This is a genomic window from Mesorhizobium sp. M0088, from assembly GCF_040322895.1.
Lineage (GTDB): Bacteria > Pseudomonadota > Alphaproteobacteria > Rhizobiales > Rhizobiaceae > Mesorhizobium.
Genome location: NZ_JAMYUI010000001.1, coordinates 445,026 through 470,092, shown reverse-complemented (window position 1 = coordinate 470,092; position 25,067 = coordinate 445,026). Strand labels below are relative to the sequence as shown.

The window sequence follows — 25,067 nt, the reverse complement described above, 5'->3', positions numbered from 1 at the left end:
GTTGGTTCGACTCTGCGGTCGTTTTTCTTATTTCTTGTGAGGAGAATAATGACCGCAAGGGAAAGCGGTAAGCAAGACCGAATGCGACATGCCGTGGCGTAAATCGTACGTCGCAATTGGACCAATGAACTCGGTGCTCAAAGAAGCGCGCGCGGCACCTTCTCCTCGAAATTGCGCTCGAAGACGAGCGTTTCGTCCTCATAGGCCTCGATTCTGGCGCTGACGATGAAGTTTTGCGCGTCCGACCGCATTTCGGCTGTCGTTTCGGTGCGTACCGACCATCCGTTTCGCGACAGGGTCTGCGTCCAGTGCGTCTTCCCCGAGGCCGACAGCGGATCATCGCGGTGGATCGTCCAGGTCTCGCGGGCGATGCTGCCATTGGCCAGGCCATGAGCGAGATCGCGCACCTCGCCGAAATCATCAACGATGGAAAGCGTCACGATTCCCGTCTTTTCGTCACGATCGATATGGCGCTCGGAATTGCTGGCGCGGATCGTCTCCGTTGCCCAGGGAGTGGCACCTTCCGGCTCGGCGAACGCCGCTTCGTCGTCTGTCGCCAGCGGCCGCAGCGGCAAGCGGAGCGTCGCCGCCGACAAGGTCAGACGGACCGGCTCCGGCGACGGCCAGATGGCAGGCCAATAGGCGTTCGAAACGGCAACGCGCAGGTGGTGGCCGGCAGGCACGCGGTAGGCGCATTGATCGAGCACTACGCGCGCAGACACGGTTTCACCCGGCACCAGCGCCTCCGGAAATTCGTGCGAATTGCGGTGCGTCAGATTGAGTACGCCATAGGAGATCAACTCCGAGGCGCCGTCGGGATGCACATCGCAAAGCCGGACCGCGATGTTGGCCTGCGGACGATCAGAGGATAGCTGCAGCTCGACCTCCGGGGCGCCGACGATGTCGATCGGCTCGCTGAGTTCCGGCTGGTCGAAACACGCCGACAGGGCATCGTCGGGGCGCTGATCGCCAGGCAGTTCGGGGCCGAAGGTGAAAGGAAAATACTCGCCGCCGGCCAGGCCGCAGCTTTGCGGCGAGGCAACGATGGCGGGTTTTTCCGTTGCGGGGATCAGATCGACCGTCTGCGTCTTGATGTTGGACGATGGCCATTCCTGCTCCGCCACCCAGCGGCCAGGCCGCTCGGGGTGCCAGCGCGCTGGGCGCACGCTGTCCATGACATAGGCGCGGTAGGCCGGGTCGGACTCGACACCCGTGTCGACACCCTTCAGCCAGCGGTCCCACCAGCGCAGAGCCTCCTGCAGGAAGCCGATGGCGGGTTTTGGTCCTGCGTAGTGCGGGTATTTGTGGATCCATGGCCCGATAATGCCCTTGACCGGGGCTTCGATGTTGCTGGCCAGATGCGAGACCGTGTTGCGGTAGCCGTCATGCCAGCCGCCGATCGACAGCACCGCGGCTTTGACGGCGGAGAAATCCTCGCAGATCGAGCCGCGCTTCCAGTAGGCATCACGGTGCTGGTGTTTCAGCCACAGCGGCGCCAGGAAGGATTGGTTCTCCAGCCGGGTCAGCCACAGATCGCGCCATCTGTTGTCGCCGGCCAGCAGCGGGTCCGGTGGCCGCGACGAGTAGGACAGCATGGTCGAGGCCCAGCCGAAGTTCTCGATCAGCAGGCAGCCGCCCTTGTAGTGGATGTCGTCGGCATAGCGGTCGACGGTCGAGCATAGGCTGATCACGGCTTTCAGCGCCGGCGGCTGCTTGGCCGCCACCTGCAGGCAGTTGAAGCCGCCCCAGGAAATGCCCATCATGCCGACATTGCCGTTGCACCAGGGCTGGCTTGCCGCCCAGGCGATGACGTCGCAGGCGTCCTGCAATTCCTGCTCGGAATACTCGTCGTCCATCAGCCCTTCGGAATCGCCATTGCCGCGCATGTCGACGCGGATCGAGGCATAGCCGTGGCCGGCGAAATAGGGATGCGTCAGCTGATCGCGAAAGATGGTGCCGTCGCGCTTGCGGTAGGGCAGGTGTTCGAGGATCGCCGGCACCGGATCGTCGCCCGCATCCTCCGGCATCCACACCCGCGCCGAGAGCCGGCAGCCGTCCGGCATGACGATCCCCATGTCCGGGAATTCGACGACCTTGCGGGAAAATTCGGTGACTGTTTTCATGGCATGCTCCAGGATCGCCAGATGATGGAGCCGGTGGGGTCGCGTCGTGGGCCAGCCAACGAATTCGGCTGGTCAATCCGCGTCAATTCAGCGGAATGTCGTTATCGTCCTTATTCGCCTGATAGACGCCGGACAACTCATCGTAGCGCGCCGAAATCGCGTCGATACGTGTTTCCAGCCGTTGCCGCTCGGCTTCGGGCAAAGTTCGCACCAACCGACGTATGGAAAAGCTCTTCCAGTAGGCATTCTCGGCATTGTAGCCGCCGGGATCGAGGGTGAAGACCTCTTTTAGGATTTTCAGGTCGTGCGGGATGGCAAAGCTGTCGCGCGAATCCTCGTGGCTGAACAGATAGTAGAAATTGTCGAAGCCGGTCCAGGTGATCGCCGACAGGCAGAGCGAGCAGGGTTCGTGCGTGGCGATGAAGATGGCGTCTTTCGTATCGACGCGTTCAGCCCTGGGCATTTCGTAGAAGCGCTTCAGGCAGTGCACCTCGCCGTGCCAGAGCGGGTTTTCCATCTCGTTGTTGGTTTCGGCCAGCACCAGCGACCGGTCGTCCTTGCGCAGGATCGCGGCGCCGAACAGCTTGTTGCCATGGGTGACGCCGTCGGCCGTCTTCGGCACGATGTCGTGCTCGATAACGTCGAGCAGGCGGTCGATCAGCGAAATATCCGTCATCAGGGGGTCTCCTGCCGCATGTCGCCCAAAGTGCCCCCGGGTTTGGGGTAACGACACGCACAAAAAAATTAAGGGAGATGGATCTCGTAGGCGTGCGAGAAATGGAACTCTTCGAGATTGGAGCCGTCGCCGCCACGGTCGACGATCAGGAAATCCTGAGGCTCGCCGAGCGGCGTCAGCACGCCATGCCAGAGATTGCGCCGGTAATTGATGCCTTGGCCGGGTGCGGTGATGAAGGCATGCGGCTCATCAGGCCCTTGCTCGCCATCATGGCAGACGACGACCAGGAATGGACGCGGCGACAGCGGGATGAAGGCCTGGCTGCCGAAGGGGTGGCGCTCGACCATGCTCAGCTTCAGCGGCAGTTCGTAAGGCGTGCCGCGCACCATCGAGATCAGCACGCGGGCATTCGGTCCGGTCGCCTCGGCGGTCGCCAGATCGTGATAGCGTTCCGCGCGGCCGCCATTGATCGGGTAGTGGTTGTCGCCGCCCATGTCGATGACGTCGCCGAACGGAGCAAAGCTCTCGCGGGTCAGTGGCCGCGCAATGATCCGCATCACGGCGTCCGCCCAGGGAAACCGGCGCCGCCGAGCTTGGCGTGCCGGTTCACGTCCTTGTAGAGCAGATAACGGAATTTGCCCGGGCCGCCGGCATAGCAGGCCTGCGGACAGAAGGCGCGCAGCCACATATAGTCGCCGGCCTCGACCTCGACCCAGTCCTGGTTGAGGCGATAGACCGCCTTGCCTTCCAGCACATAGAGCCCGTGCTCCATGACATGGGTCTCGGCGAAGGGAATGACCGCACCCGGTTCAAGCGTGACGATGGTCATGTGCATGTCGTGGCGCAAATCGGCTGGATCGACGAAACGCGTCGTCGCCCAGCGGCCCTCGGTGCCGGGCATCGGCGTCGGCGCGATCTCCTGTTCGTTGGCGAAGAAGGCTTCCGGCACATCGAGACCGTCGACCGCCTCGTAAGCCTTGCGAATCCAGTGGAAGCGCACGTCGGCTTTGCTTTCGTTGCGAACCGTCCAGCCGCTGGCCGGCGGCAGGAAGGCAAAGCCGCCGGGCCGCAAGACATGCTTCTTGCCGGCAAGCAGAACCGTCAGTTCGCCTTCGACCACGAACAGCGCGCCCTCGGCGCCGGCATCGGGTTCCGGCCGGTCACTGCCGCCGCCGGGCGCGACCTCGACAATGTATTGCGAGAACGTCTCGGCAAAACCCGACAGCGGTCGCGACAATATCCAGACGCGGGTCTCGTCCCAGAACGGCAAGGCACTGGTGACGATATCCTGCATCACACCCCGAGGAATGACGGCATAGGCCTGGGTGAAGACGGCGCGACCGGTCAGAAGCTCGCTCTGGCCGGGGAGGCCGCCATGTGGTGCGTAATAGGTTCGCTCGGGCATCCTAATCGTATCCATGGGTTCAAACCTATTGCGGAAGCATATCCTTGAGGCGGAGCAGCGCGATGCGCTCGACCTGTTTGCAGGCGGTCTCGAATTCGACGCCGCGGCTGTTGCCGATGCGCGCCTCGAACTCCGCCAGGATTTCTTGCCTCGTCTTGCCCTTCACCGCGATGATGAAGGGGAAGCCGAAGGTGGTGACGTAGGCGGCGTTGAGCTTGGAAAACAGTTCGCGCTCCTTGTCGGTCAGAGCGTCGAGGCCAGCCGAGGCCTGTTCCCTGGTCGATTCCGCCGTCAGCCGTTTGGCCTTGGCCAGCTTGCCGGCAAGGTCGGGATGGGCGTTGAGCACCGAAAGCCGCTCGGTTTCGCTGGCGGAGCGGAAGATGCGGCAAAGCGCATTGTGCAGGCCGCCTGAAGTGTCATGCGCCGGGCCCAGTTCCAATTCGTAGGCGCGTTCGGCGATCCAGGGCGAATGCTCGAACACGCCGCCGAAGGTATGAACGAAGGTCTCGAATTCCATCTTCGATGGGCTGAGCGCCGCCGGTTGATAAGGATTGACCTCTTGCCAGTGCTTGGCGATGTCGATGCGCCGCGCCAGCCAGACCTTGTCGTGCGACTTCACATAGTCGACGAAGCGCTTCAGCGCCGCCACCCGCCCCGGCCGCCCGACGAGGCGGCAATGCAGACCGATGTTCATCATGCGTGGCCGGCCGGCCTTGCCCTCGGCATAGAGCGTATCGAAACTGTCCTTCAAATAGGCAAAGAACTGGTCGCCCGAGTTGAAACCCTGCGGCGTAGCGAAGCGCATGTCGTTGGCATCGAGCGTATAGGGAATGATGAGCTGCGCGCCGCCCTCATGCTCGAACCAGTAGGGCAGCTCGTCGTCATAGGTGTCCGACACGTAGACGAAACCGCCTTCTTCCGCGACGATCCGCACCGTGTTGATCGACGTGCGGCCAGTATACCAGCCGGTCGGGCGTTCTCCGGTCACCTCGTAATGCAGCTTGATCGCCGCTTCGAGGTCGCGGCGCTCGTCCTCGGCGCTGTGGTCGCGGTAGTCGATCCATCTTAAGCCGTGCGAAGCGATCTCCCAGCCGGCTTCCTGCATGGCTGTCACTTGATCCGGCGAGCGGGCGAGCGCGGTGGCGACGCCGTAGCAGGTGATCGGCACTTGCGACTCGGTGAACAGCCGCAGCAGCCGCCAGAAGCCGGCGCGCGCGCCATATTCGTAGATGGATTCCATGTTCCAGTGGCGTTGACCCACCCAGGGTGCCGCGCCGACGATTTCCGACAGGAAGGCTTCCGAGGCCTTGTCGCCATGCAGCACGCAGTTTTCGCCGCCTTCCTCGTAATTGACGACGAACTGCACGGCGACATGTGCGCCGCCAGGCCATTTGGGGTCCGGCGGATTGGCTCCATAGCCGCGCATGTCTCTGCTGTAACGCATCGTCCCTCCCGCCGGGCATGGCCCGAAGTATGATCAGGATATCGAAAGGGTGCCTCTCGCATTCCCCCGAAAATTTTTGAAAGTGTTTTTGTCGCACTCCGCTCGACCGGGACTTATGCATCGCCTTTAATTGGCGCACAATTCACTGTTGATACTTGATCGTACCGGGCCAATTCGCTCGTACCGGAAATGGGAGGCGGCCAATGGCAGAAACGTCGAATGCCGATGGCGGGCGTCTGACGACCCATGTCCTCGACACGGCGACCGGCAAGCCGGCGGCGGGACTGTCGATCGCGCTTTATCACCTCGAGGGCAAGGCGCGGACACATCTGAAGACCGTTCTTACCAATGCCGACGGCCGTTGCGACAAGCCGCTGCTCGCCGGCGCGGAGTTCCGCACCGGCGAATACGAACTGGTCTTCGCCGCCGGCGACTATTTGCGCCAGCAGGGATTGAGCCTGCCGAAACCCGCCTTTCTCGATGTGATACCGATCCGCTTCGGCATGGCCGAGCCTGTGCACTATCATGTGCCACTGCTGGTCTCGCCTTACGGCTACTCGACCTACAGGGGGAGCTGAGGCATGGCCAAAATTAGCATCCGCAACGAGATCCGCTTCATCCTCAACGGCAGGGATGTGGCGCTTTCGTCGGTGGTATCAGACGCGACCCTGCTCGACTGGCTGCGGCTCGACCGTTCGCTGCGCGGCACCAAGGAAGGTTGCGCCGAGGGCGACTGCGGTGCCTGCACCGTGTTGGTCGGCAAGCTCTCGGAGGGCGGCCTGGTCTATGAAAGCGTCAATGCCTGCATCCGCTTCCTCGGCTCGCTCGACGGCACACACGTCGTGACGGTCGAGCATCTGCGTGGCGGGCCAGGCCAATTGCACCCGGTGCAGCAGGCGATGGTCGATTTCCACGGCTCGCAATGCGGCTTCTGCACGCCGGGCTTCGTCATGTCGCTCTATGGCCTGTGGATGAAGTCATCGAATCCGTCGAACGCGGATATCGAAAAGGCCTTGCAAGGCAATCTCTGCCGCTGCACCGGCTACGAGGCGATCATCCGCGCCGCGCATGCCATCTCCAGCTACGGCAAAGCGGCAAAGGACCCGCTGGCCGTAGAGCGCAAGGCGATCACCGAGAGGCTCGAGGCCATGCATGACGGCGCCCGGGTCGAGATCGGTTCGGCCAAGGCGTGGCTGGTCGTGCCGGCCAATGTCGATGATTTCGCCGCCGTGCTGGACAAGGAACCCGGCGCCACCATCGTCGCCGGCTCGACCGATGTCGGCCTCTGGGTCACCAAGCACATGCGCGATATTTCGCCGGCCATTTTCATCGGCAATCTCGACGGACTTTGCACCATCTCGGAAGACAGGGGCGTCATTTCGATTGGCGCCGGCGTCACCTACACTGATGCCTTCGCGACATTGGTGAAGCGCATCCCGGCGCTGGGGCCGTTGTTCGATCGCATCGGCGGCGAACAGGTGCGCAACATGGGCACCATCGGCGGCAACATCGCCAACGGCTCGCCGATCGGCGACACGCCGCCGCCCTTGATCGCGCTCGGCGCGCAACTGACGCTGCGCCGTGGCAAGAAGCAGCGCACGATCGCGCTGGAGGATTTCTTCATCGCCTATGGCAAGCAGGACCGGCAGCCGGGCGAATTCGTGGAGGCGGTGCACGTTCCTGTTCCCGCCAAGGGCACAAAATTCGCGGTCCACAAAATCACCAAGCGCCGCGACGAAGACATTACCGCAGCCCTCGGCGCCTTCTTCTTGACGCTGGCCAGCGATGGCACGGTCGCGGAGGTGCGCATTGCCTATGGCGGCATGGCGGCGACGCCGAAGCGGGCGTCTTCTGTCGAAAAAGCGCTGCTCGGCAAGCCGTGGACCGAACAGACGGTTGAGGCAGCGATGGCTGAATATGACAGGGATTTCACCCCTCTGACCGACATGCGGGCCTCGGCCGAGTATCGCGCCCTGGCAGCGAAAAACCTGCTGTTGCGCTTCTTCGCCGAGACCACGGATACCCGGGCACCATTCCAAGTGTCACGCAACGAGGCGGCATGATGAGCACCAATGCCAGTGAACAAACAGCCGAACGGTCGCGAGTAGCGTCCTTCTCCCCGTTCACGGGGAGAAGATGCCGGCAGGCAGATGAGGGGCGGCGCCGTCGTCGATCTTTGTCTGCAAGGCTGTCGACGTCGGCGCTGCCCCTCATCCGACCCTTCGGGCCACCTTCTCCCCGTGAACGGGGAGAAGGGAAAGGGCGCGCATGATGAACAAGCATGCTGCCCCTAACCTCAAGGCTGAAAAGATCGCCGGCGGCGTCGCCACCGATCAGCGCCACGATTCCGCGCACAAGCATGTCAGCGGCACCGCCGTCTACATCGACGACATGCCGGAACCGGCCGGCACGCTGCATGGCTGCCTCGGGCTTTCCACCGCCACGCATGCCACCATCGCCAGCATGGATCTCTCGGCGGTGCGTACGGCGCCCGGCGTTGTCGGCGTGCTGACGGCCAAGGACGTGCCGGGCGAGAACGATATTTCGCCGACTGGCCGTCACGACGAGCCGGTGCTGGCCGACGGCAAGGTGCAATTCTACGGCCAGCCAATCTTCTGCGTCATTGCCGAGACGCGCGAGCAGGCGCGTCGCGCGACGCGACTGGCCAAGGTCGAATACAGGGAATTGCCCTTCGTCACCGACATCGGCGCGCTTGACCCGAAGAAGGACAAGCTCGTCACGCCGCCTCTCACGCTGAAGCGCGGCGATGCCGCTACAGCGATCCGTCAGGCGCCGCGCCGGCTAAAAGGAAAAATGCGCATCGGTGGCCAGGAACACTTCTACCTTGAAGGCCATATCGCCATGGCAGTGCCCGGCGAGGACCAGGACGTCACCATCTATTCCTCGACCCAGCATCCGAGCGAAGTCCAGCATATGGTCAGCCACGCGCTCGGCGTGCCGAGCAACGCCATCACGGTGGAAATCCGCCGCATGGGCGGCGGCTTCGGCGGCAAGGAGACGCAGGGCAACCAGTTTGCCGCATTGGCCGCGATCGCCGCGAAGAAACACCATCGCGCCGTGAAAATCCGGCCCGACCGCGACGACGACATGATCGCCACCGGCAAGCGTCATGATTTCCTCGTCGACTACGAGGTCGGCTTCGATGACGAGGGCAATATCCTCGGCGTCGATTTCATGTTCGCGGCGCGCTGCGGTTTTTCGTCGGACCTTTCCGGCCCGGTGACCGATCGCGCGCTGTTCCACTGCGACAACAGCTATTTCTGGCCAGCGGTGCATGCCCAGTCGGCGCCGCTCTACACCAACACCGTGTCGAACACCGCGTTTCGGGGTTTCGGTGGCCCGCAAGGCATGGTTGGCGCCGAGCGCGTCATCGACGAGGTGGCCTTTGCCGTCGGCAAGGATCCGCTCGAAATCCGCAAGAAGAATTTCTACGGCACATCAGACCGCAACATCACGCCCTACCACCAGACGGTCGAGGACAACATCATCCAGCGCATCGTCGCCGAGCTGGAGCAAAGCGCCAGCTATGCGCGGCGGCGGCGCGAAATATCGGCGTTCAACGCCAACAGCCGCTTCATCAAGCGCGGCCTGGCACTGACGCCGGTCAAGTTCGGCATTTCGTTCACCGCCACGCACTACAATCAGGCCGGCGCGCTGGTGCATGTCTACACCGACGGTTCGGTGCATCTGAACCATGGTGGCACCGAGATGGGGCAGGGCCTCTATGTCAAGGTTGCACAAGTGGTGGCGGAAGAATTCCAGATCGACCTCGACCAGGTCAAGATCACCGCGACCACGACCGGCAAGGTGCCGAACACCTCGGCCACGGCAGCATCGTCTGGCACCGATCTCAACGGCATGGCGGCGCAGAATGGCGCTCGTCAGATCAAGGATAGGCTGATCGATTTCGCCGCCGAAAAATACCAGGTGCCGCGCGATCAGGTGCTGTTCCTGCCCAACCGGGTGCGCATCGGCAACCAGGAAATCGCCTTCGCCGACCTCGTCAAGCAGGCCTATATGGCCCGCATCCAGCTGTCGGCGGCCGGTTTCTACAAGACGCCGAAAATTCACTGGAATCGCGACAAGGGCGAGGGCCGTCCCTTCTATTATTTCGCCTATGGCGCGTCGTGTTCGGAAGTCTCGGTCGACACACTGACCGGCGAGTACATGGTCGAGCGCACCGATATTCTCCATGACTGCGGCCGCTCTCTGAACCGAGCCATCGACATCGGCCAGATCGAGGGTGGCTTCATCCAGGGCATGGGCTGGCTGACGACGGAAGAACTGTGGTGGGACGCCAAGGGCCGGCTGCGCACGCATGCGCCGTCGACCTACAAGATCCCGCTCGCCTCCGATCGGCCGAAGATCTTCAACGTCACCTTGGCCGACTGGCCGGAAGCGGGCGAGCCGACCATCCACCGCTCCAAGGCGGTCGGCGAGCCGCCGTTCCCGCTCGGCATGTCGGTGCTGCATGCGCTGTCGGATGCGGTGGCCAGTGTCGCCGACAACAAGATTTGCCCGCGCCTCGATGCCCCCGCCACACCGGAGCGCGTGCTGATGGCGATCGAGAGGCTGAAGAAAGAGGCCGTCGCCTGAGTCTGGCGCAAGGTCGGCAATGCGTGCAATCCGGGCCGAAAAAACCTATATTTCCCGCACGGGAATGCGAATGATGAATTCGAAAGTGCAAAGCCTGAGAGACTTCCTTGCCAGCGCCGACCGGATTGCCCTGGTCGAAGTGGCTGGCACAAAAGGTTCGACGCCACGCGAGAAGGGCGCATTTATGCTCGTCTCGCGGGCGGCGATCTTTGGCACGATCGGCGGCGGTCAGCTCGAATACATGGCAATCGACAAGGCCAGGCAGATGCTCTTCTCCCCCCTTGAGGGGGAGATGTCGGCGAAGCCGACAGAGGGGGTCCTATCAGAAGGCACCGCCAGGGCGTTGAGCCCGGTCGATCCGACCCCACCCGGCAGCTTCGCCGCCACCCTCCCCTCGAGGGGGAGGGGAACCCGCATCGAGGTTGACAAAGTCTGCGCTACCCTGGACGTCCCGCTCGGCCCGGAAATCGGCCAATGCTGCGGCGGGCGCGTCGAAGTGCTGATCCGGCTCGTCGATGCAGCCCTTGCCGCCGATCTGGTTGCGGCTGCGGAAGCTGAGGAGGCTCACTTGCCGCATGTCTACATCTTCGGCGGCGGCCATGTCGGCCAGGCGCTGGCGTCGGCGATCGCACTTCTCCCCGTGCACGGCGTCGTCATCGAGACCCGGGCCGAAGCATTGGAAGGCATGCCCGAAACTGTCGAGACCAGACTGACAGCTATGCCGGAAGCGATGGTGCGCGATGCCCACGCTGGCGCCGCCTTCGCCATCCTGACCCACGACCATGCGCTGGATTTCCTGATCGTCGCCGAAGCGCTGAAACGCGGCGACACCGCCTATGTCGGCATGATCGGCTCGAAGACCAAGAAAGCGACGTTCAGGAACTGGTTCCTGAAATCAGCGGCAGGCAGCGAAGCCGAGTTTGCCCGCCTCGTCTCGCCGATCGGCGGCGATACGGTCAAGGACAAGCGCCCGCAGGTCATCGCGGCGCTGGCGGCAGCCGAGATCATGACGGCGCTGGTCAGTCACAACGCAACCTCAAGTGCCGACCATCAAATTCCGCGTGGCAGGGTGATGGCAGGCTAGGCTGCGCCACAGCTAAACCGGCTGTTTCAAACCCAGTTGGTCGCGCAATGTGCGGCCCTCGTACTCCGTGCGGAACAGGCCGCGCCGCTGCAGTTCCGGCACGACGAGCATCGCAAAGGCATTGAGTTCGCCGGGGAAATAAGAGGGCATGACGTTGAAGCCGTCGGCGGCACCGCCTTCGAACCGCGCCTGCAGCTCGTCGGCAACCTGGGCCGCCGTGCCGACGATGCGCCAATGGCCACGCGCGCCGGCGAAATGCCGGGCAAGCTCGCGGATAGAGAGGCCGTCGCGGCGCGATTGCTCGATGACCAGCGCCTGCCGACTTTTCATCCCCTCGCTCTCCGGCAGATCCGGCAGCGGCCCGTCGATCGGATAGCGCCACAGATCGGAGATGCTGAGATAGCTGGACAGAAGCGCAACGCCGACATCGTCGGGGATCAGCGCCTGCAATTCCTCATATTTTTCACGGGCCTCCGCTTCGGTCTCCGCCACCACTGGCGCGACGCCCGGCATGATCTTGATGTCGTCAGGCTCGCGTCCAAAGGCCGCCAGACGCCCCTTGAGATCGTCGTAGAAGGCCTTCGCTTCCTCGAAGATCTGCGCCGCGGTGAACACCACATCGGCGGTGCGGGCGGCAAGGTCGCGGCCGACATCCGAGGCGCCGGCCTGGACCATCACCGGCGCGCCCTGCGGCGAACGCGGCAGATCGAGCGGGTCGCGAACCGAAAAGCTCTGGCCGTCATGTCCGGATCCAGAAGCGCCATCGAGCTTGCCGTGCCAGAGCCCGGTGACCACCTCGGCGAATTCGCGCGCGCGCTCATAGCGATCGGCATGAGGCCGGTCGAGCCGAAATTGGCGGCCTCGACGGGGCTGGCCGAGGTGACCAGGTTCCAGCCGGCCCTGCCGCCGCTCAGATGGTCGAGCGACAGGAAGGCTCGCGCCAGGCCATAGGGCTCGTTGTAGCTTGTCGAGGCCGTCGAGACGAGGCCGATGCGGCTGGTCTGGACGGCGAGCGCCGAAAGCAGGCTGATCGGTTCGAAGCCGATCGAGCGCGAGGTCTGGCTGGCGATGCCGACATTGGCCTCGCGCAGGCCGGCGGCGTCCTCGCAGAAGATCATGTCGAACTTCGCCGCCTCCGCCGTGCGCGCCAGCTGGATGTAATGATCGATGTCTATGCCGGCGGTGACGTGCGCCTTGGGATGGCGCCAGGCGGCGATGTGGTGGCCTGTCGCCCACAGGAAGGCGCCGAGCTTCATCTGGCGAGCGGTCATCGGTCACCTCCGCCGGCAAGCCCCAGATGCGAGCGCAACGTCGTGCCGCGATAGTTCTCTCGAAACAGGCCACGCTGCCTCAGTTCCGGCAAAACCAGATCGACGAAATCGTCGAGCGCTGAAAGCTGTGCCGGCATCAGGATGTTGAACCCGTCGCAGCCTCTCGCCCGGAATTCCTTTTCCAGCCTGTCGGCGAGGGCAGCCAGCTTACTATTGGCGGTAGGCGCGACGTTTGTCAGCACTTTCACAGCGTCCGGATCGCGTCCGCACCCCGTGACACGGCGCCGGATATCGTCGTAGCGTTCTGTCGTGCCGTCCAACGGTCCGTCATCCAGCAGGATGACATCGGCGGTGCGGGCGGCAATATCCAGGTCGGCTTCGCTCAGGTCCGACAAGACGAGCACTGGCGTATCCTGCGGCGAACGGGCGACGTTCAGCGGTCCGCGCACGGAAAAGAACCCGCCCTTGTGGTCGAGCAGATGCATCTTTTCGGGGTCATGGAAGCGGCCGCCGCTCTGGTCGAACAGCAGCGCGTCCGCATCCCAGCCCCGCCACAGACCTTGCACGATGCCGATATATTCCTCACTGCGACGGCGGAAATCGTCAGGCGAAAATCCCTCGGGCCGGCTGAAATTGGCTGCTTCCCGTGGCGCTTGTGTCATGGTTGCGTTCCAGCCACTGCGGCCATGGCTGATAATGTCGAGCGAGGCGAAACGGCGCGCCAGATTGTATGGCTGGTGGGCGACGGTCGATGCCGCGGCGACGAGCCCGATCCTGCTTGTGACAGTCGCCAATGCGGCCAGCAAAGTGGTCGCTTCGAAGGGCATCGGGCTGTTCGCGGCACCGCCGGACGCCGGTGCGGAATCGGCAAGCAGCACCATGTCCAGGCCCGCTGCTTCGGCCTTTTGCACGAAACCAGTCAGGCGGCTGAATCCCGGTTCCGGCGATGGATCGGCGATCCCCGGAAACAGCGAAACGGCAAGATGCATTGTGGCGCCGCTGTCCATCGATGGTGCCTGCGAGACGAAATACCACCCGAACTATGTTCGCCACTTCAGGGGATGGCAACCGCTGGCGCTGGGCCAACCGCCGGTCACGTGGAGGCCAGCATTATTTCCCAGCCAACAGATCGTTGATCAGTCGCTGGCAGCGCTCGGCCATGAAGTCGAGCAGCAGCCGCACTTTTGGATCCTGCAGCTTCTTGTGCGGATAGACGGCGGCGAACTGCACCGGTGTCGGCGGCGTGCTGCTCAGGATCACCTTCAGCCGCCGGTCGCGGATGAACGGCTCGACCTCAAAGCGCGGCTTGTTGATGATGCCGCGGCCTGAAAGCGCCCAGCCGGTCAGCACGTCGCCATCGTCGGTGTCGTAGGGTCCGTGTACCTCGAACTTCTGCGGGCCCGTGGGGGTCTGCAGCGTCCACACATATTCGCGCGCGCCGGAATAACGCAGCATCAGGCAGTCGTGCTTCTTGCCGATCAGTTCCTGCGGCTCGATCGGTTCGCCGCGCGCCTCGAGATATTTCGGCGCCGCCACCAGCACGCGCTCGCATTCCATGATGCCGCGCATCCTGAGGCTGGAATCCTCGATGATGCCGAGCCGGAAGGCGACATCGATGCCTTCCTTCATGATGTCGACATTGTGGTCCGAAAGCCTCAGCCTCACCTCGATGTCTGGGTATTTGTCGTGAAAATCGGGAATGCCCGAGGCCACCAACCGACGGCCGAGGCCCAAGGGGGCGGTGACGCGGATGGTGCCGCGCGGCTGACCGGAAAGCGCCGAGACCGCGGCTTCCGCTTCGGTGATCGCCTCCAGCACCTGCTTTGCGCCCCCGTAAAAAACCGTGCCATGCTCGGTCGGCATCAATTGCCGCGTCGTGCGGTTGAACAGACGCACGCCCAGGTGCTTCTCCAACTCCTTGATGCGGTTGGAGGCGACCGCCGGCGAAATCCGCATGTCGCGCCCGGCCGCCGACAGATTGCCGAGTTCGACCACGCGAACGAAGACGGCAATGTTGTCGAGATAGGCCATGCGGTTTAGTGGCTTTCCTGAGGCCGCCTTCGGGCGGCTCCCATCCTGCTGCGTGTGACTACCCTAGTATTTTCCATTTTTTTTTGAAAGTCATCGTGCACCTCGCCTCTTTCCGTTTGCGCTCCAACCCGTAAAGTCGCCCAATCGGCAGGGACGATTTCAATGATGGATTTCGCGATTTTCTGGGACTGGCTGAGTTTTGCCGTGCGCTGGCTGCACGTCATCACCGGCATCGCCTGGATCGGCTCGTCCTTCTACTTCGTCGCGCTCGACCTCGGCCTGCGCCAGCGTCCCGGCATGCCCGTCGGCGCCTTCGGCGAGGAATGGCAGGTGCATGGCGGCGGCTTCTACCACATCCAGAAATATCTCGTGGCACCAGCCGAAATGCCGGAACACCTGACCTGGTTCAAATGGGAATCCTACGCCACCTGGCTGTCCGGCTTCGCCATGCTGTGCGTCGTCTACTACGCCGGAGCCGATCTGTTCCTGATCGATCCCAACGTGCTGCCGATGTCGGTGCCTACAGGCATCCTGCTGTCGCTGGCAACGATCGGCGTCGGCTGGGTGGTCTATGATCTGCTGTGCCGCTCGCCGCTGGGAAAAAGCGATACCGGCCTGATGCTGGTGCTCTACTGCGTGCTGGTGTTCATCGCCTGGGGGCTGACGCACCTGTTCACCGGCCGCGCCGCCTTCCTGCATCTGGGCGCCATCACCGCCACGATCATGTCGGCCAATGTCTTCATGGTTATCATCCCAAACCAGAAGATCGTTGTCGCCGACCTCATCGCCGGCCGCAAGCCCGATCCGAAACATGGCAAGATCGCCAAGCAGCGTTCGCTTCACAACAATTATCTGACGCTGCCGGTGCTGTTCCTGATGCTGTCGAACCACTATCCGCTGGCGTTCGGCACTGAGTTCAACTGGGTCATCGCCTCGCTGGTGTTCATCATCGGCGTGCTGATCCGGCACTATTTCAACTCGATCCATGCCCGCAAGGGCAATCCGACCTGGACCTGGATGGCGGCACTCGTCCTGTTCATTGTCATCATCTGGCTGTCGACCGCGCCGAAGGTGCTGACCGGCGAACCCAGGGAATCGGCATCGGCGCAAATCTATGTCGCTTCGGCGCATTTCCCGGCCGTACGCGACACCGTGCTCGGCCGCTGCTCGATGTGCCATGCGGCGGAGCCGGTCTATGAGGGCATCTATCATGCACCGAAGGGCGTGATGCTCGACACCGATGCCGACATCGCCAATCACGCCCGAGAGATCTATCTGCAGGCCGGCCGCAGCCACGCCATGCCGCCCGCAAACGTCTCGCAGATCACCGACAAGGAACGGGCGCTGCTGGTGGCCTGGTTCGAAGGCGCGAGGAAATAGCATGACCTCGACACTCCTGCGCGGCCGCACGCTTTCCTTTGTGCGCTGGCCGCAAACCATCGACGATCATGCCGCCTGGCGCTACGAGGAGGATGGTGGCCTGCTGATCCGCGACGGCAGGATCGTCGCCGCTGGCACCTATGCCGATGTTGAAAAGCAAGCCGGCGAGGTAGCGAAAAAAATCGACCACCGGCCGCATCTGCTGCTGCCCGGCTTCATTGACGCGCATGCGCATTTTCCGCAGATGCAGATCATCGCCTCCTATGGCGCTGAGCTGCTCGACTGGCTGAACACCTACACCTTTCCGGAAGAGACGAAGTTCGCCAACGCGCAACATGGCCGCCGTATCGCGCGGCTGTTCCTCGACGAGATGGTGCGCCACGGTACAACGACGGTCGCCGCCTACTGCTCGGTGCACAAGGCTTCGGCGGAGGCCTTCTTTGCCGAATCGCATGACCGCAATATGCTCAACATCGCCGGCAAGGTGATGATGGATCGCAATGCGCCCGACGGCGTGCTCGACACGCCGCAATCGGGTTACGACGACACGAAGGCGCTGATCAAGGAGTGGCATGGCAAGGGACGGCAGCTTTATGCCATCACGCCGCGCTTCGCCATCACCTCGTCGCCGGAGCAGATGGAGATGGCGGCCGCGCTGTGCCGCGAACATCCCGATTTGCACATGCAGACGCATCTGTCGGAGAACCACGCTGAGATTGCCTTCACGCAGGAACTCTACCCGTGGTCGCGCGACTATACCGACGTTTACGAGCACTACGGGCTGTTGGGCAAAAAGAGCCTGTTCGGGCACTGCATCCATCTCTCGGAGCGCGAAGCGGATGCGCTTTCCGACAGTGGCTCGGTGGCGGTGTTCTGCCCGACTTCCAACCTGTTCCTCGGCTCCGGCCTGTTCGATTATCAGCGCTTTCGTCGCCGCGACAAGCCGCTCCGCATCGCCGCCGCCACCGATGTCGGCGGCGGCACCAATTATTCGATGCTGCGCACCATGGACGAGGGCTACAAGGTGATCGCGCTGAACGGCGAGAAGCTCAACCCGTTCCAGTCCTTCTGGCAGATGACGCGTGGCAATGCCGAGGCGCTGTCGGTGGCGGAAAAGATAGGCACGCTGGACGAGGGCACCGATGCCGACATCGTCGTGCTGGACGCCAGGGCGACGCCGGCGATGCGGCTCAGGATGGAAACGGTCGAGACGCTGGCGCAGGAACTGTTTCTCCTGCAGACGCTTGGCGACGACCGCACCGTGCGCGAGGTTTATGTGGCGGGGCGCGCAGCGAAGGCGGATATGATCGCGGGGTAAGACCCCCTCACCCGGATTGCCAACCGAATTGCGAAGGGCAATTCGGGACAATCCGACCTCTCCCCGAGGGGAGAGGAGGAAGCCGAGGCCCGTGCTCGTCTCTTCTCCCCTCGGGGAGAAGGTGGCCGCGACGACGGGACCTTGACCGGGCGGAGCTTGTCGTACACACGATTTGTGACGATTCGGAGAACAAAAATGGCCGCTGCGGACGACATCGCTCTGATCCAGAAACAGGAAGAGACGCTGGTCTTCCCGGCGTTCGACGAGGCCGTCGCCTTCGAGATCGGCGCGGCGATCCGTGAGCGGGCACTGGCCGAGGCCATGCCGATCATTGTCGATATCAGGCTGTGGGATCGGCCGCTGTTCTATGCCGCGCTGCCGGGCTCGAATGCTTCCAATCCCGACTGGGCGCGGCGCAAGATCAATGTGGTCAAACGGTTCCTGAGAAGCACCTATCGTATGGTGTTGGAACAGCAGCGCCCGGACCGCAGCTTCAAGATCGGCGAAGGGTTGGATATTGCCGACTACGTGCTGGCCGGCGGTGGCTTTCCGGTGACCGTCAAGGGCGCCGGCGTCATCGGGGTGATCGCCGTCTCCGGACTGCCGGAGCGCGAGGATCACGGCGTCGTCGTAGATGCGCTATGCGATCATTTGGGCGTCGACAAGCGCGGCCTGGCATTGCCTCGGGACGCCGAATGACCGTGCTCGATCCCAAGGCATTCCTGACCTCCATCTTCAACGCCGCCATCGCCGCCGCCGACCCGGAACGAACCATCCGGGATCATCTGCCGGCCAAGCCGAAGGGCCGCACCATCGTCATCGGCGCGGGCAAAGGCTCGGCGCAGATGGCGGCAGCGTTCGAGAAAGCGTGGGACGGCCCTATCGAAGGGCTGGTCGTCACCCGCTATGGCTATGGCGCGACCTGCGAGCGCATCGAGATCATCGAGGCGGCTCATCCGGTGCCGGACGCTGCCGGTCTGGAAGCCTCGCGGCGCCTGCTCGCCAAGGTCCAGGATCTGACTGAGGATGACCTGGTGGTGGCGCTGATTTCCGGCGGCGGATCGGCGCTGTTGCCGTCGCCGGCCGGCAGCCTGACGCTGGCCGACGAGATCGCCGTCAACGAGGCGCTGCTCGCCTCGGGTGCGCCGATCGCGGCGATGAACACCATCCGCAAGCACCTTTCCACCATCAAGGGCGGCAGGCTGGCAGCGGCCGCATGGCCGGCCAGGGTGGTGTCGCTGATCGTCTCCGATATTCCCGGCGATAATCCGGCAATGGTCGCCTCCGGCCCAACCGTACCGGATACAGGCAGCCGCGCCGACGCGCTGGCCTCGATATCGGCCTATCGCATGAAACTGCCGGCCTCGGTGATGGCGCATATCAATTCGCCGGCCGCCGATGCGCCAAGCCCGGACGACGAGCGTTTTTCGCGCAACGAGGTGCATCTGATCGCTTCGGCCGGGGTATCGCTGGAAGCCGCCGCTGCGGAAGCGAAACGGCAGGGTGTCGAGGCCGTTATCCTCTCCGATGCCATCGAGGGCGAAGCGCGCGAGGTGGGCGGCGTCCATGCCGCGATCGCGCGTGAAGTGGCGACGCGCAACCGACCATTTTCGAAGCCGGTGTTGGTCCTGTCGGGCGGCGAGACAACCGTCACGCTACGGGCAAAAGGCAAGGGCGGCCGCAATTCGGAATTCCTGCTCGCCTTTGCTATCGGCATCAACGGCGTCGAAGGCATCCACGCATTGGCCGCCGACACCGATGGCATCGACGGTTCGGAAGACAATGCCGGCGCCTTCGCCGATGGCTCGACCGTGTCGCGCATGCGCTCGGCCGGTGTCGATGCCAAGGCCATGCTTGCCGGCAACAATGCCTGGACGGCCTTCAACGCGGTTGGCGATCTCTTCGTACCCGGCCCGACCGGCACGAATGTCAACGATCTCAGGGCGATTCTGATCAGGTAGCTGAAGCAATTCCAGGAAAAGTGTGAAGCGGTTTTCCGTCCGGAATTGCGAAAAACAGACTGGTCAGGCGGCCATTAGCCGCTTCACCAGCTTCATATCCTGCAGGAACCGTTCGCGTTCAGCCTCCTTGTCCGCGGACTCGCGGATGCGCAGAATGAAGGAGGGATGGATGGTGATGAACACGCGCAATCCGTCCTCGCGCTCGATCACTTGTCCGCGCATCTTTGTCACCGGGATCGCCTTGCCGAGCAGCGACATCGCCGCTGTCGCGCCGAGTGCCACGGCGAGGTTCGGCTTGATCAGCTCGAATTCCTGGTCGATCCACCAGCGGCAGGCCTGAATCTCACCGGAATTCGGCTTGGAGTGGATGCGGCGCTTGCCGCGCGGCTCGAACTTGAAGTGCTTGACCGCGTTGGTGACATAGACCTTCTGCCGATCGACACCGGCATCATCCAGGATCGCATCGAACACCTTGCCGGCCGGACCAACGAAAGGTTTGCCGGCAAGATCCTCCTGATCGCCTGGCTGTTCGCCGACGAAGATCACCTTGGCATTGTCGGGACCTTCACCGAAGACGGTCTGCGTCGCGTCGCGCCACAGCGGGCAGCGGCGGCAGCCTTTCGCTACCTCACGCAACTCGGGAATCGTGTCTGCATCATCTTCCGGTGCTTCGGCGGGCTGCTTCGGCCAATGCCGTGCCTGCACCTTGGCGTGGTGCGGCGCGGGTGTTGTCGGCATCTTCGCAATCATGTCCTTGGCGGCCTTGTCCGCTCCTGCGATCATGTCTGGAATGAGCGAAGCCTCGGGAAGGTTCCGCCAATATTTCTTCGGCATCTCCTTCTGCATGGCCTTCACCTTCAATCGCGCCGGATTGAAGATGTTCTCGAAATAGATGCGCCAGAGCGCCTCGGTGTCGTCTTGATCCGGCGCATCGCCCTTGGCCGCGCCCGGTCCGATAGCCAGCCTTTCGCCATCCCAATCGGCGGAGGCGTAGGGCGTCAGGATCGTCCAGCGCATGCCGGTGAAACGCCTGACGAAGAAATCGGCGTTGCGCTCGACGATGAAATGATCCGGCTCGAACCAGGCGACATAGCGCTCATCGGCATCGTCGCCGATTTTCCGGAAGCGTACGAAGGCATGCATCTTGTGGCTGTCGCGCCGAACCGCCTTTTCCATGGCCTCAAGCCGCCTGGTGTCGGGATCCGACGCGATTTCCAGCAGTTTAGGCTCGTCGCGCAACCGCCAGAGCATTCGGTAGAGAAAGGCAAACCGGCCGGGATCGGAATGGCAGAAGGCCGTTTCGGCATGCCCGATGAAGTCGCGCGGCACGACGAGTTGCGCGCGCGCAGGCACTTCGGGCAATTCTGCCTGATCAGAGCCCGGCGCGACATGCCAGTAGACGTCCTCGGGCCTGACCTCATTCAGGGCCAGCCGCCGTGCCGCGTCACGCCAGCCGGCAAAATCCGTCTCGCTGTCGAGCCGAACTCTGTATCTGGCGAGATCGAGTTCCGCCGGCCGCATGATCAGAACAACGACAATTGTTCGCAGGAGTGGGCGATCTTGTCGCGCAGGCCGGCCTTGTCGGTCAGCGCACCAGGCGACCAGCCTTCGGCGATGATGAACGGCCTGAGCTTGGCGATCGACTGGCAGACCCGCCCGACATCCTCCAGCCGCATGCGCCGATGCCGGCGCGTCTCCAAAATCTTTGCCACCACCTTGGTGCCGAGACCCGGCACCCGCAGCAGAGCTTCGCGGTCGGCGCGGTTGATGTCGACCGGAAACTGCCCCCGGTTGCGCAGCGCCCAGGCGAGCTTCGGGTCGATGGCGAGATCGAGCATGCCGTCGCTGCTCCCGGCAAGGATTTCCGGCTGCGAAAACCCATAGAACCGCATCAGCCAGTCGGCCTGATAGAGCCGGTGCTCGCGCATCAGCGGTGGTTTCAGCAAGGGCAGCGACGACGACGAATCCGGAATCGGGCTGAAAGCCGAGTAATAGACGCGCCGCAGATGATAGCTGCCATAGAGCCGCGCGCTGGTGTGAAGGATGCCGTCGTCGGATGTCTTGTCGGCGCCGATGATCATCTGCGTCGACTGGCCGCCCGGCGCAAAGCGTTCGCGCTTTTTGGTTTTCAAAGTCGGCTCGGCCTTCTCCTCCATCTTCTGGCGCAGCCTGGCCATGGAAAGCCGGATTGTCTCCGGCTTCTTCTCGGGCGCCAACCGCTTCACACCCTCGTCGGTCGGCAGTTCGACATTGATCGATAGCCGGTCGGCATAAAGCCCTGCCTTCTCGATCAGTTCGGCCGAACTTTCCGGAATGGTTTTCAGGTGGATATAGCCGGAGAACTTCTCCTCCAGCCGCAGCCGGCGCGCCACCTCGACCATCTCGCCCATGGTCTCGTCCGGCGAGCGGATGACGCCTGAAGACAGGAACAGGCCTTCGATGTAGTTGCGCCGGTAGAAATCCATGGTCAGCTTCACCACCTCGTCGATGGTGAAACGGGCGCGCCGCACATTGGAGGACGAGCGGTTGATGCAATAGCTGCAATCGTAGATGCAGAAATTGGTCAGCAGGACCTTGAGAAGGGAAATGCAGCGGCCATCCGGCGCATAGGAATGGCAGATGCCCATGCCCTCGGTGGAGCCGATGCCGCCTGATTTCAGCGAGTCCTTTTTCGCCGCACCGGAAGAGGCGCAGGAGGCATCGTATTTGGCGGCGTCGGAGAGGATCGCCAGCTTTTCACGGACGGTAAGTGCACTCATCTGTTCATGATATGTTCTAAACAGGAGATCCGCTACCTCATTTGATGGAGGCGGCGAAAAAGTGATCGCCGCCCATCATGAATCCATCAAACCTCGTGCAGATAGAGGTGGTAATCCAACTCGCTGACCGTGCGTGCCACACGCAAGTACTCGGACTGCTTGATTGCCACGAAGGTCCGGTGCAGGTCCTCGCCGAGCGCGTTCTTCAGGAAGCTGGACGTCCGCGCCGCTTCGATCGCGGCGCGCCAGTCGACAGGCATGGTCGTGCGCGTGACCGCTGCCTCATAGCCGTTGCCGGTCGTTTCGGGTCCGGGATCGAGGCCTTCATCCATGCCCTTGATGATGCCGGCGAGCACGGTTGCGGCGATCAGATAAGGGTTGGCGTCGACGCCGGACGGCCGGTGCTCGATGCGCCGGTTCTTGGCGTCGCCGGCCGGCACGCGCAGCGCCACCGAGCGGTTGTTGACGCCCCAGGTCGGCGCCACCGGCGCGTAGGATTGCGAGACGAAACGCCGCCAGGAATTGGCATGCGGTGCAAACACCAGCATCGATTCCGCCATGGTCTGGATCAGGCCGCCGAGCCCCTGCAGCAGCGGCAGCGACCAGCTCTCGCCGCCGGCTTCGGCAAAGACGTTTCGGCCGGCCTTGTCCTGCAGCGAAACATGGAAATGCATGCCCGAGCCGGCATATTTCTCGATCGGCTTGGCCATGAAACAGGCGGTGACGCCGTGGCGGCGCGCCTGCGCCCGCACAAGCCGCTTCAGCATGACCAGATCGTCGGCCGCCCGCATCACATCCTTGCGGTAGTTCAGCGTCAATTCGTACTGGCCGGGCGCATATTCGGAAATCACCGTCTCGGCCGGAATGCCTTGCGCCTTGGCCGCGGCATAGATGTCGGAAAACAGCGGCTCCATGCCGTGCAGATGGTCGACCGAATACACTTCGGTCTTGCCCGAGACGCGGCCATCGAGCACCGCGCGCGCCGGCTGCACCTTGCCGTCGGCGTCGCGCTCATTGGCCAGCAGGAAGAATTCGAGCTCGAAGGCGCCGGCCGGATAGAGACCTTTGGCCGCGAGGATCTCCACCTGCCGAGCCAGCGCCAGGCGCGGATCCGACGACATCGGTCGGCCGTCGAGCATGTACATCGCCATTAGCAACTGGCCGCGGGGCGGGCTCGTACCGTAGAGCGGCACCAGCGTGCCGGGGATCGGCCATGCCCTGAGGTCGCCATCACCGGTCGTCCAGATCAGTCCGGTCTCGTGCACATCCTCGCCGGTGATGTCGAGGCCGAGGATCGAGATCGGCATATGGCGGCCGCCCTCGAAGATGCTCTTCAGTTCATGCCGGCGCACGATCTTGCCACGGCCGACGCCATTGGCATCGGTCAGCACGATATCGAAGGCCTCGATCTCGGGATGGGCGTCGAGAAAGGCGTGCGCCTCGGCAGGTGTCGAGCCCGAAGGTGAGGTTATCATGGCGTTGGGGTGGTCCATCGCCGCTTGTCTCATGCCGCAAGCTTCGCCGCAACCGCGCCGAAGGCGGTGATCAGCCGGTTGACCTGGGTCCCGGTGGTCGCCGGCGAGATCAGCATCATGTTGTGGAAGGGTGCGATCAACACGCCGCGATTGACCAGCGCGACATGGATGGCGGCTTCCAGTTCCGGTGCATGCGCCACTTCCGCCTCGGCGCCATTGCGCAGCGGACCGGGCGCGCAGATGAACTCGACGCGGGCGCCGACGCGCGAAACATGCCAGGGCAGGCGGTAGCGGTCGATCACGCCGGTCAGCCCGGCATCGAGCCGCCGCGCCAGATGTTCCATGCGGTCATAATTTTCCTGCGTCATCACCTCTTCGAGCGTGGCGCGCATCGCCGCGAACTGAAGCGGGTTGGCCGAGAGTGTCGTGCCCATGCCGGAATAGCCCGGCTCCTTGGTCCTGTTGTAATCCGCGTAGCGTGAGGCAACGTCGTCGCTCATGCCCCAGACACTGGCCGGCACGCCGCCGGCGATCGGCTTGCCCAGCACGAAGAAGTCCGGGTCGAGACCATATTTCCTCGTGTAGCCGCCGGGGCCGGTCGAGATCGTGTGCGTCTCGTCGATCAGAAGCAGCGTGCCGGTTTGGCGTGTCAGTTTGCGCAGGGCGTCATGGTAGCCCGGATCGGCCAGCACCATGCAGGAATTGGTCAGCACCGGCTCGGCGATGACGCAGGCGACGTCCTTATCCCTAAGCGCAGCTTCGAGTGCTGAAACATCGTTGAACTCGATGACCTTGGCCGTGCGGGTCAAGTCGCGGAACTCGCCCGCCAATCCTGGCCTGTTGACGGGCTTGCCGTCGATCAGCCGCACCATCGTTTCGTCGACCGAGCCATGATAGCAGCCGTTGAAGACCAGGATTTTTTCGCGGCCGGTGACGGCACGGGCAACGCGCAATGCAAAGCGGTTGGCGTCGGTCGCCGTCGTCGCGATCTGCCAGAACGGCAGGCCGAAGCGCTGCTGCAGCAGCGGCCCGATGGCCAGCGCATCTTCCGAAGGCAGCATATAGGTCAGGCCGCGTCCGGCCTGCCGGCGGATGGCGCGAGCCACCGGTGGCGGCGAATGGCCGAACATCGAGCCAGTGTCTCCAAGGCAGAAATCGTCGAGCTTGTTTCCGTCGATGTCGGTGATGTTCGCGCCCCTGGCGTTGTCGACCAGGATCGGGAACGGCGTCGGCCAATCGTTCATCCAGTGCATCGGGACGCCGCCGAAGAAGCCGGGCAGGCCGTTGCCGATCTTGGCTTGCGATTTTGGCCGCGCCTTGCGGAAGGCTGCCCCCTCGGTTTCGCGCAAATCGGCAATGCGGTCGCGGCCGATGCCGCCGATGGACGTGTCGCTGTGCATGAAAACCCCTCTGGTCGATCCCTCTTAGCCAATCCGTGTCCGCATCCGCAATTGGCCGCGCATCTGCCCTGCGTTGGCTTAGCCTTTGGCGGCGGCGCTTGACCGTGCTGCCGAAGTCAGCGC

General features: G+C 63.3%; 19 protein-coding genes and 1 pseudogene. 8 read left to right on the top strand and 12 right to left on the bottom strand.

Going from position 1 to position 25,067, the window contains the following annotated elements; all coding sequences use genetic code 11:
• Positions 1-137 precede the first annotated feature (137 nt).
• From NKJ67_RS02120 to puuE, 5 genes are all read right to left on the bottom strand, one after another.
• Positions 138-2,123 carry a CocE/NonD family hydrolase gene (locus NKJ67_RS02120; RefSeq protein ID WP_256746640.1) on the bottom strand — a complete coding sequence of 662 codons (1,986 nt, stop codon included), beginning with the start codon at positions 2,121-2,123 and terminating at the stop codon, positions 138-140.
• An 82-nt stretch (positions 2,124-2,205) separates the two neighbouring features.
• A complete protein-coding gene (locus NKJ67_RS02115; RefSeq protein ID WP_352580263.1) occupies positions 2,206-2,799 on the bottom strand; it encodes a nucleoside deaminase in 594 nt (197 codons plus the stop codon).
• Positions 2,800-2,867: 68 nt separating this feature from the next.
• Positions 2,868-3,359, bottom strand: coding sequence for an ureidoglycolate lyase (locus NKJ67_RS02110; RefSeq protein WP_352580262.1), 492 nt, complete (start codon positions 3,357-3,359; stop codon positions 2,868-2,870).
• Positions 3,356-4,219, bottom strand: a complete 864-nt coding sequence (locus tag NKJ67_RS02105) for a bifunctional allantoicase/(S)-ureidoglycine aminohydrolase (RefSeq protein ID WP_352580260.1) — start codon at positions 4,217-4,219, stop codon at positions 3,356-3,358. The genes NKJ67_RS02110 and NKJ67_RS02105 overlap by 4 nt, the downstream gene beginning before the upstream one ends.
• Before the next feature lie 10 nt (positions 4,220-4,229).
• The gene (puuE, locus tag NKJ67_RS02100) at positions 4,230-5,648 is read right to left on the bottom strand and encodes an allantoinase PuuE (RefSeq protein WP_352580259.1); all 1,419 of its coding nucleotides are present in this window, start codon (positions 5,646-5,648) and stop codon (positions 4,230-4,232) included.
• 203 nt (positions 5,649-5,851) lie between these two features.
• On the opposite strand from puuE, the gene uraH reads away from it, so the two are divergent.
• From uraH to xdhC, 4 genes are all read left to right on the top strand, one after another.
• Positions 5,852-6,226 carry a hydroxyisourate hydrolase gene (gene uraH / locus NKJ67_RS02095; protein WP_352580258.1) on the top strand — a complete coding sequence of 125 codons (375 nt, stop codon included), beginning with the start codon at positions 5,852-5,854 and terminating at the stop codon, positions 6,224-6,226.
• A gap of 3 nt (positions 6,227-6,229) precedes the next feature.
• A complete protein-coding gene (gene xdhA, locus NKJ67_RS02090) occupies positions 6,230-7,711 on the top strand; it encodes a xanthine dehydrogenase small subunit (protein WP_352580257.1) in 1,482 nt (493 codons plus the stop codon).
• Positions 7,712-7,919: 208 nt separating this feature from the next.
• Positions 7,920-10,265, top strand: a complete 2,346-nt coding sequence (gene xdhB, locus NKJ67_RS02085) for a xanthine dehydrogenase molybdopterin binding subunit (RefSeq protein WP_502905167.1) — start codon at positions 7,920-7,922, stop codon at positions 10,263-10,265.
• A gap of 73 nt (positions 10,266-10,338) precedes the next feature.
• Positions 10,339-11,349, top strand: coding sequence for a xanthine dehydrogenase accessory protein XdhC (gene xdhC, locus NKJ67_RS02080; RefSeq protein ID WP_352580335.1), 1,011 nt, complete (start codon positions 10,339-10,341; stop codon positions 11,347-11,349).
• 12 nt (positions 11,350-11,361) lie between these two features.
• Here the strand turns inward: xdhC and NKJ67_RS02075 are convergent.
• The 3 genes and pseudogenes from NKJ67_RS02075 to NKJ67_RS02065 all read right to left on the bottom strand — a co-directional run bounded on the left by NKJ67_RS02075 (position 11,362) and on the right by NKJ67_RS02065 (position 14,651).
• A pseudogene (locus NKJ67_RS02075) lies at positions 11,362-12,620 on the bottom strand (LLM class flavin-dependent oxidoreductase).
• A complete protein-coding gene (locus NKJ67_RS02070) occupies positions 12,617-13,627 on the bottom strand; it encodes an LLM class flavin-dependent oxidoreductase (RefSeq protein WP_352580256.1) in 1,011 nt (336 codons plus the stop codon). Before NKJ67_RS02070 ends, NKJ67_RS02075 begins: the two are co-directional and overlap by 4 nt.
• A 103-nt stretch (positions 13,628-13,730) precedes the next feature.
• Positions 13,731-14,651, bottom strand: a complete 921-nt coding sequence (locus tag NKJ67_RS02065; protein WP_027039874.1) for a LysR family transcriptional regulator — start codon at positions 14,649-14,651, stop codon at positions 13,731-13,733.
• A gap of 162 nt (positions 14,652-14,813) precedes the next feature.
• Between NKJ67_RS02065 and NKJ67_RS02060 the strand changes: the two genes are divergently transcribed.
• From NKJ67_RS02060 to NKJ67_RS02045, 4 genes are all read left to right on the top strand, one after another.
• Entirely contained in the window at positions 14,814-16,031 is a 1,218-nt protein-coding gene (locus tag NKJ67_RS02060; protein ID WP_352580254.1) for a urate hydroxylase PuuD, read from the top strand.
• A gap of 1 nt (position 16,032) precedes the next feature.
• Positions 16,033-17,349, top strand: coding sequence for a guanine deaminase (guaD, locus tag NKJ67_RS02055; protein ID WP_128309780.1), 1,317 nt, complete (start codon positions 16,033-16,035; stop codon positions 17,347-17,349).
• 195 nt (positions 17,350-17,544) lie between these two features.
• Positions 17,545-18,048, top strand: a complete 504-nt coding sequence (locus NKJ67_RS02050) for a heme-degrading domain-containing protein (protein ID WP_127331376.1) — start codon at positions 17,545-17,547, stop codon at positions 18,046-18,048.
• Entirely contained in the window at positions 18,045-19,310 is a 1,266-nt protein-coding gene (locus NKJ67_RS02045) for a glycerate kinase type-2 family protein (RefSeq protein ID WP_128307372.1), read from the top strand. The genes NKJ67_RS02050 and NKJ67_RS02045 overlap by 4 nt, the downstream gene beginning before the upstream one ends.
• Before the next feature lie 63 nt (positions 19,311-19,373).
• Here the strand turns inward: NKJ67_RS02045 and NKJ67_RS02040 are convergent, their stop codons facing one another.
• The 4 genes from NKJ67_RS02040 to NKJ67_RS02025 all read right to left on the bottom strand — a co-directional run bounded on the left by NKJ67_RS02040 (position 19,374) and on the right by NKJ67_RS02025 (position 24,944).
• On the bottom strand, positions 19,374-20,831 hold the full coding sequence (locus NKJ67_RS02040) for a UdgX family uracil-DNA binding protein (protein ID WP_256746650.1): 1,458 nt from the start codon (positions 20,829-20,831) through the stop codon (positions 19,374-19,376).
• 2 nt (positions 20,832-20,833) lie between these two features.
• Positions 20,834-22,069, bottom strand: a complete 1,236-nt coding sequence (locus tag NKJ67_RS02035) for a putative DNA modification/repair radical SAM protein (RefSeq protein ID WP_128307374.1) — start codon at positions 22,067-22,069, stop codon at positions 20,834-20,836.
• Between the two features lie 86 nt (positions 22,070-22,155).
• Entirely contained in the window at positions 22,156-23,577 is a 1,422-nt protein-coding gene (locus tag NKJ67_RS02030; RefSeq protein WP_502905164.1) for a glutamine synthetase family protein, read from the bottom strand.
• Complete coding sequence (locus NKJ67_RS02025) at positions 23,574-24,944, bottom strand: aspartate aminotransferase family protein (RefSeq protein WP_352580253.1); 1,371 nt, start codon at positions 24,942-24,944, stop codon at positions 23,574-23,576. Before NKJ67_RS02025 ends, NKJ67_RS02030 begins: the two co-directional genes overlap by 4 nt.
• Between the last annotated feature and the right edge of the window lie 123 nt (positions 24,945-25,067).

Coding starts and splice junctions, on each gene's coding strand:
- uraH (WP_352580258.1), top strand. CDS start 5,852: ATGGCAGAAACGTCGAATGCCGATGGCGGGCGTCTGACGACCCATGTC.
- NKJ67_RS02045 (WP_128307372.1), top strand. CDS start 18,045: ATGACCGTGCTCGATCCCAAGGCATTCCTGACCTCCATCTTCAACGCC.
- puuE (WP_352580259.1), bottom strand. CDS start 5,648: ATGCGTTACAGCAGAGACATGCGCGGCTATGGAGCCAATCCGCCGGAC.
- xdhA (WP_352580257.1), top strand. CDS start 6,230: ATGGCCAAAATTAGCATCCGCAACGAGATCCGCTTCATCCTCAACGGC.
- NKJ67_RS02105 (WP_352580260.1), bottom strand. CDS start 4,219: ATGGATACGATTAGGATGCCCGAGCGAACCTATTACGCACCACATGGC.
- xdhC (WP_352580335.1), top strand. CDS start 10,339: ATGAATTCGAAAGTGCAAAGCCTGAGAGACTTCCTTGCCAGCGCCGAC.
- NKJ67_RS02040 (WP_256746650.1), bottom strand. CDS start 20,831: ATGCGGCCGGCGGAACTCGATCTCGCCAGATACAGAGTTCGGCTCGAC.
- NKJ67_RS02035 (WP_128307374.1), bottom strand. CDS start 22,069: ATGAGTGCACTTACCGTCCGTGAAAAGCTGGCGATCCTCTCCGACGCC.
- NKJ67_RS02120 (WP_256746640.1), bottom strand. CDS start 2,123: ATGAAAACAGTCACCGAATTTTCCCGCAAGGTCGTCGAATTCCCGGAC.
- NKJ67_RS02070 (WP_352580256.1), bottom strand. CDS start 13,627: ATGGACAGCGGCGCCACAATGCATCTTGCCGTTTCGCTGTTTCCGGGG.
- NKJ67_RS02050 (WP_127331376.1), top strand. CDS start 17,545: ATGGCCGCTGCGGACGACATCGCTCTGATCCAGAAACAGGAAGAGACG.
- NKJ67_RS02025 (WP_352580253.1), bottom strand. CDS start 24,944: ATGCACAGCGACACGTCCATCGGCGGCATCGGCCGCGACCGCATTGCC.
- guaD (WP_128309780.1), top strand. CDS start 16,033: ATGACCTCGACACTCCTGCGCGGCCGCACGCTTTCCTTTGTGCGCTGG.
- NKJ67_RS02065 (WP_027039874.1), bottom strand. CDS start 14,651: ATGGCCTATCTCGACAACATTGCCGTCTTCGTTCGCGTGGTCGAACTC.
- NKJ67_RS02060 (WP_352580254.1), top strand. CDS start 14,814: ATGATGGATTTCGCGATTTTCTGGGACTGGCTGAGTTTTGCCGTGCGC.
- NKJ67_RS02115 (WP_352580263.1), bottom strand. CDS start 2,799: ATGACGGATATTTCGCTGATCGACCGCCTGCTCGACGTTATCGAGCAC.
- NKJ67_RS02030 (WP_502905164.1), bottom strand. CDS start 23,577: ATGAGACAAGCGGCGATGGACCACCCCAACGCCATGATAACCTCACCT.
- xdhB (WP_502905167.1), top strand. CDS start 7,920: ATGAACAAGCATGCTGCCCCTAACCTCAAGGCTGAAAAGATCGCCGGC.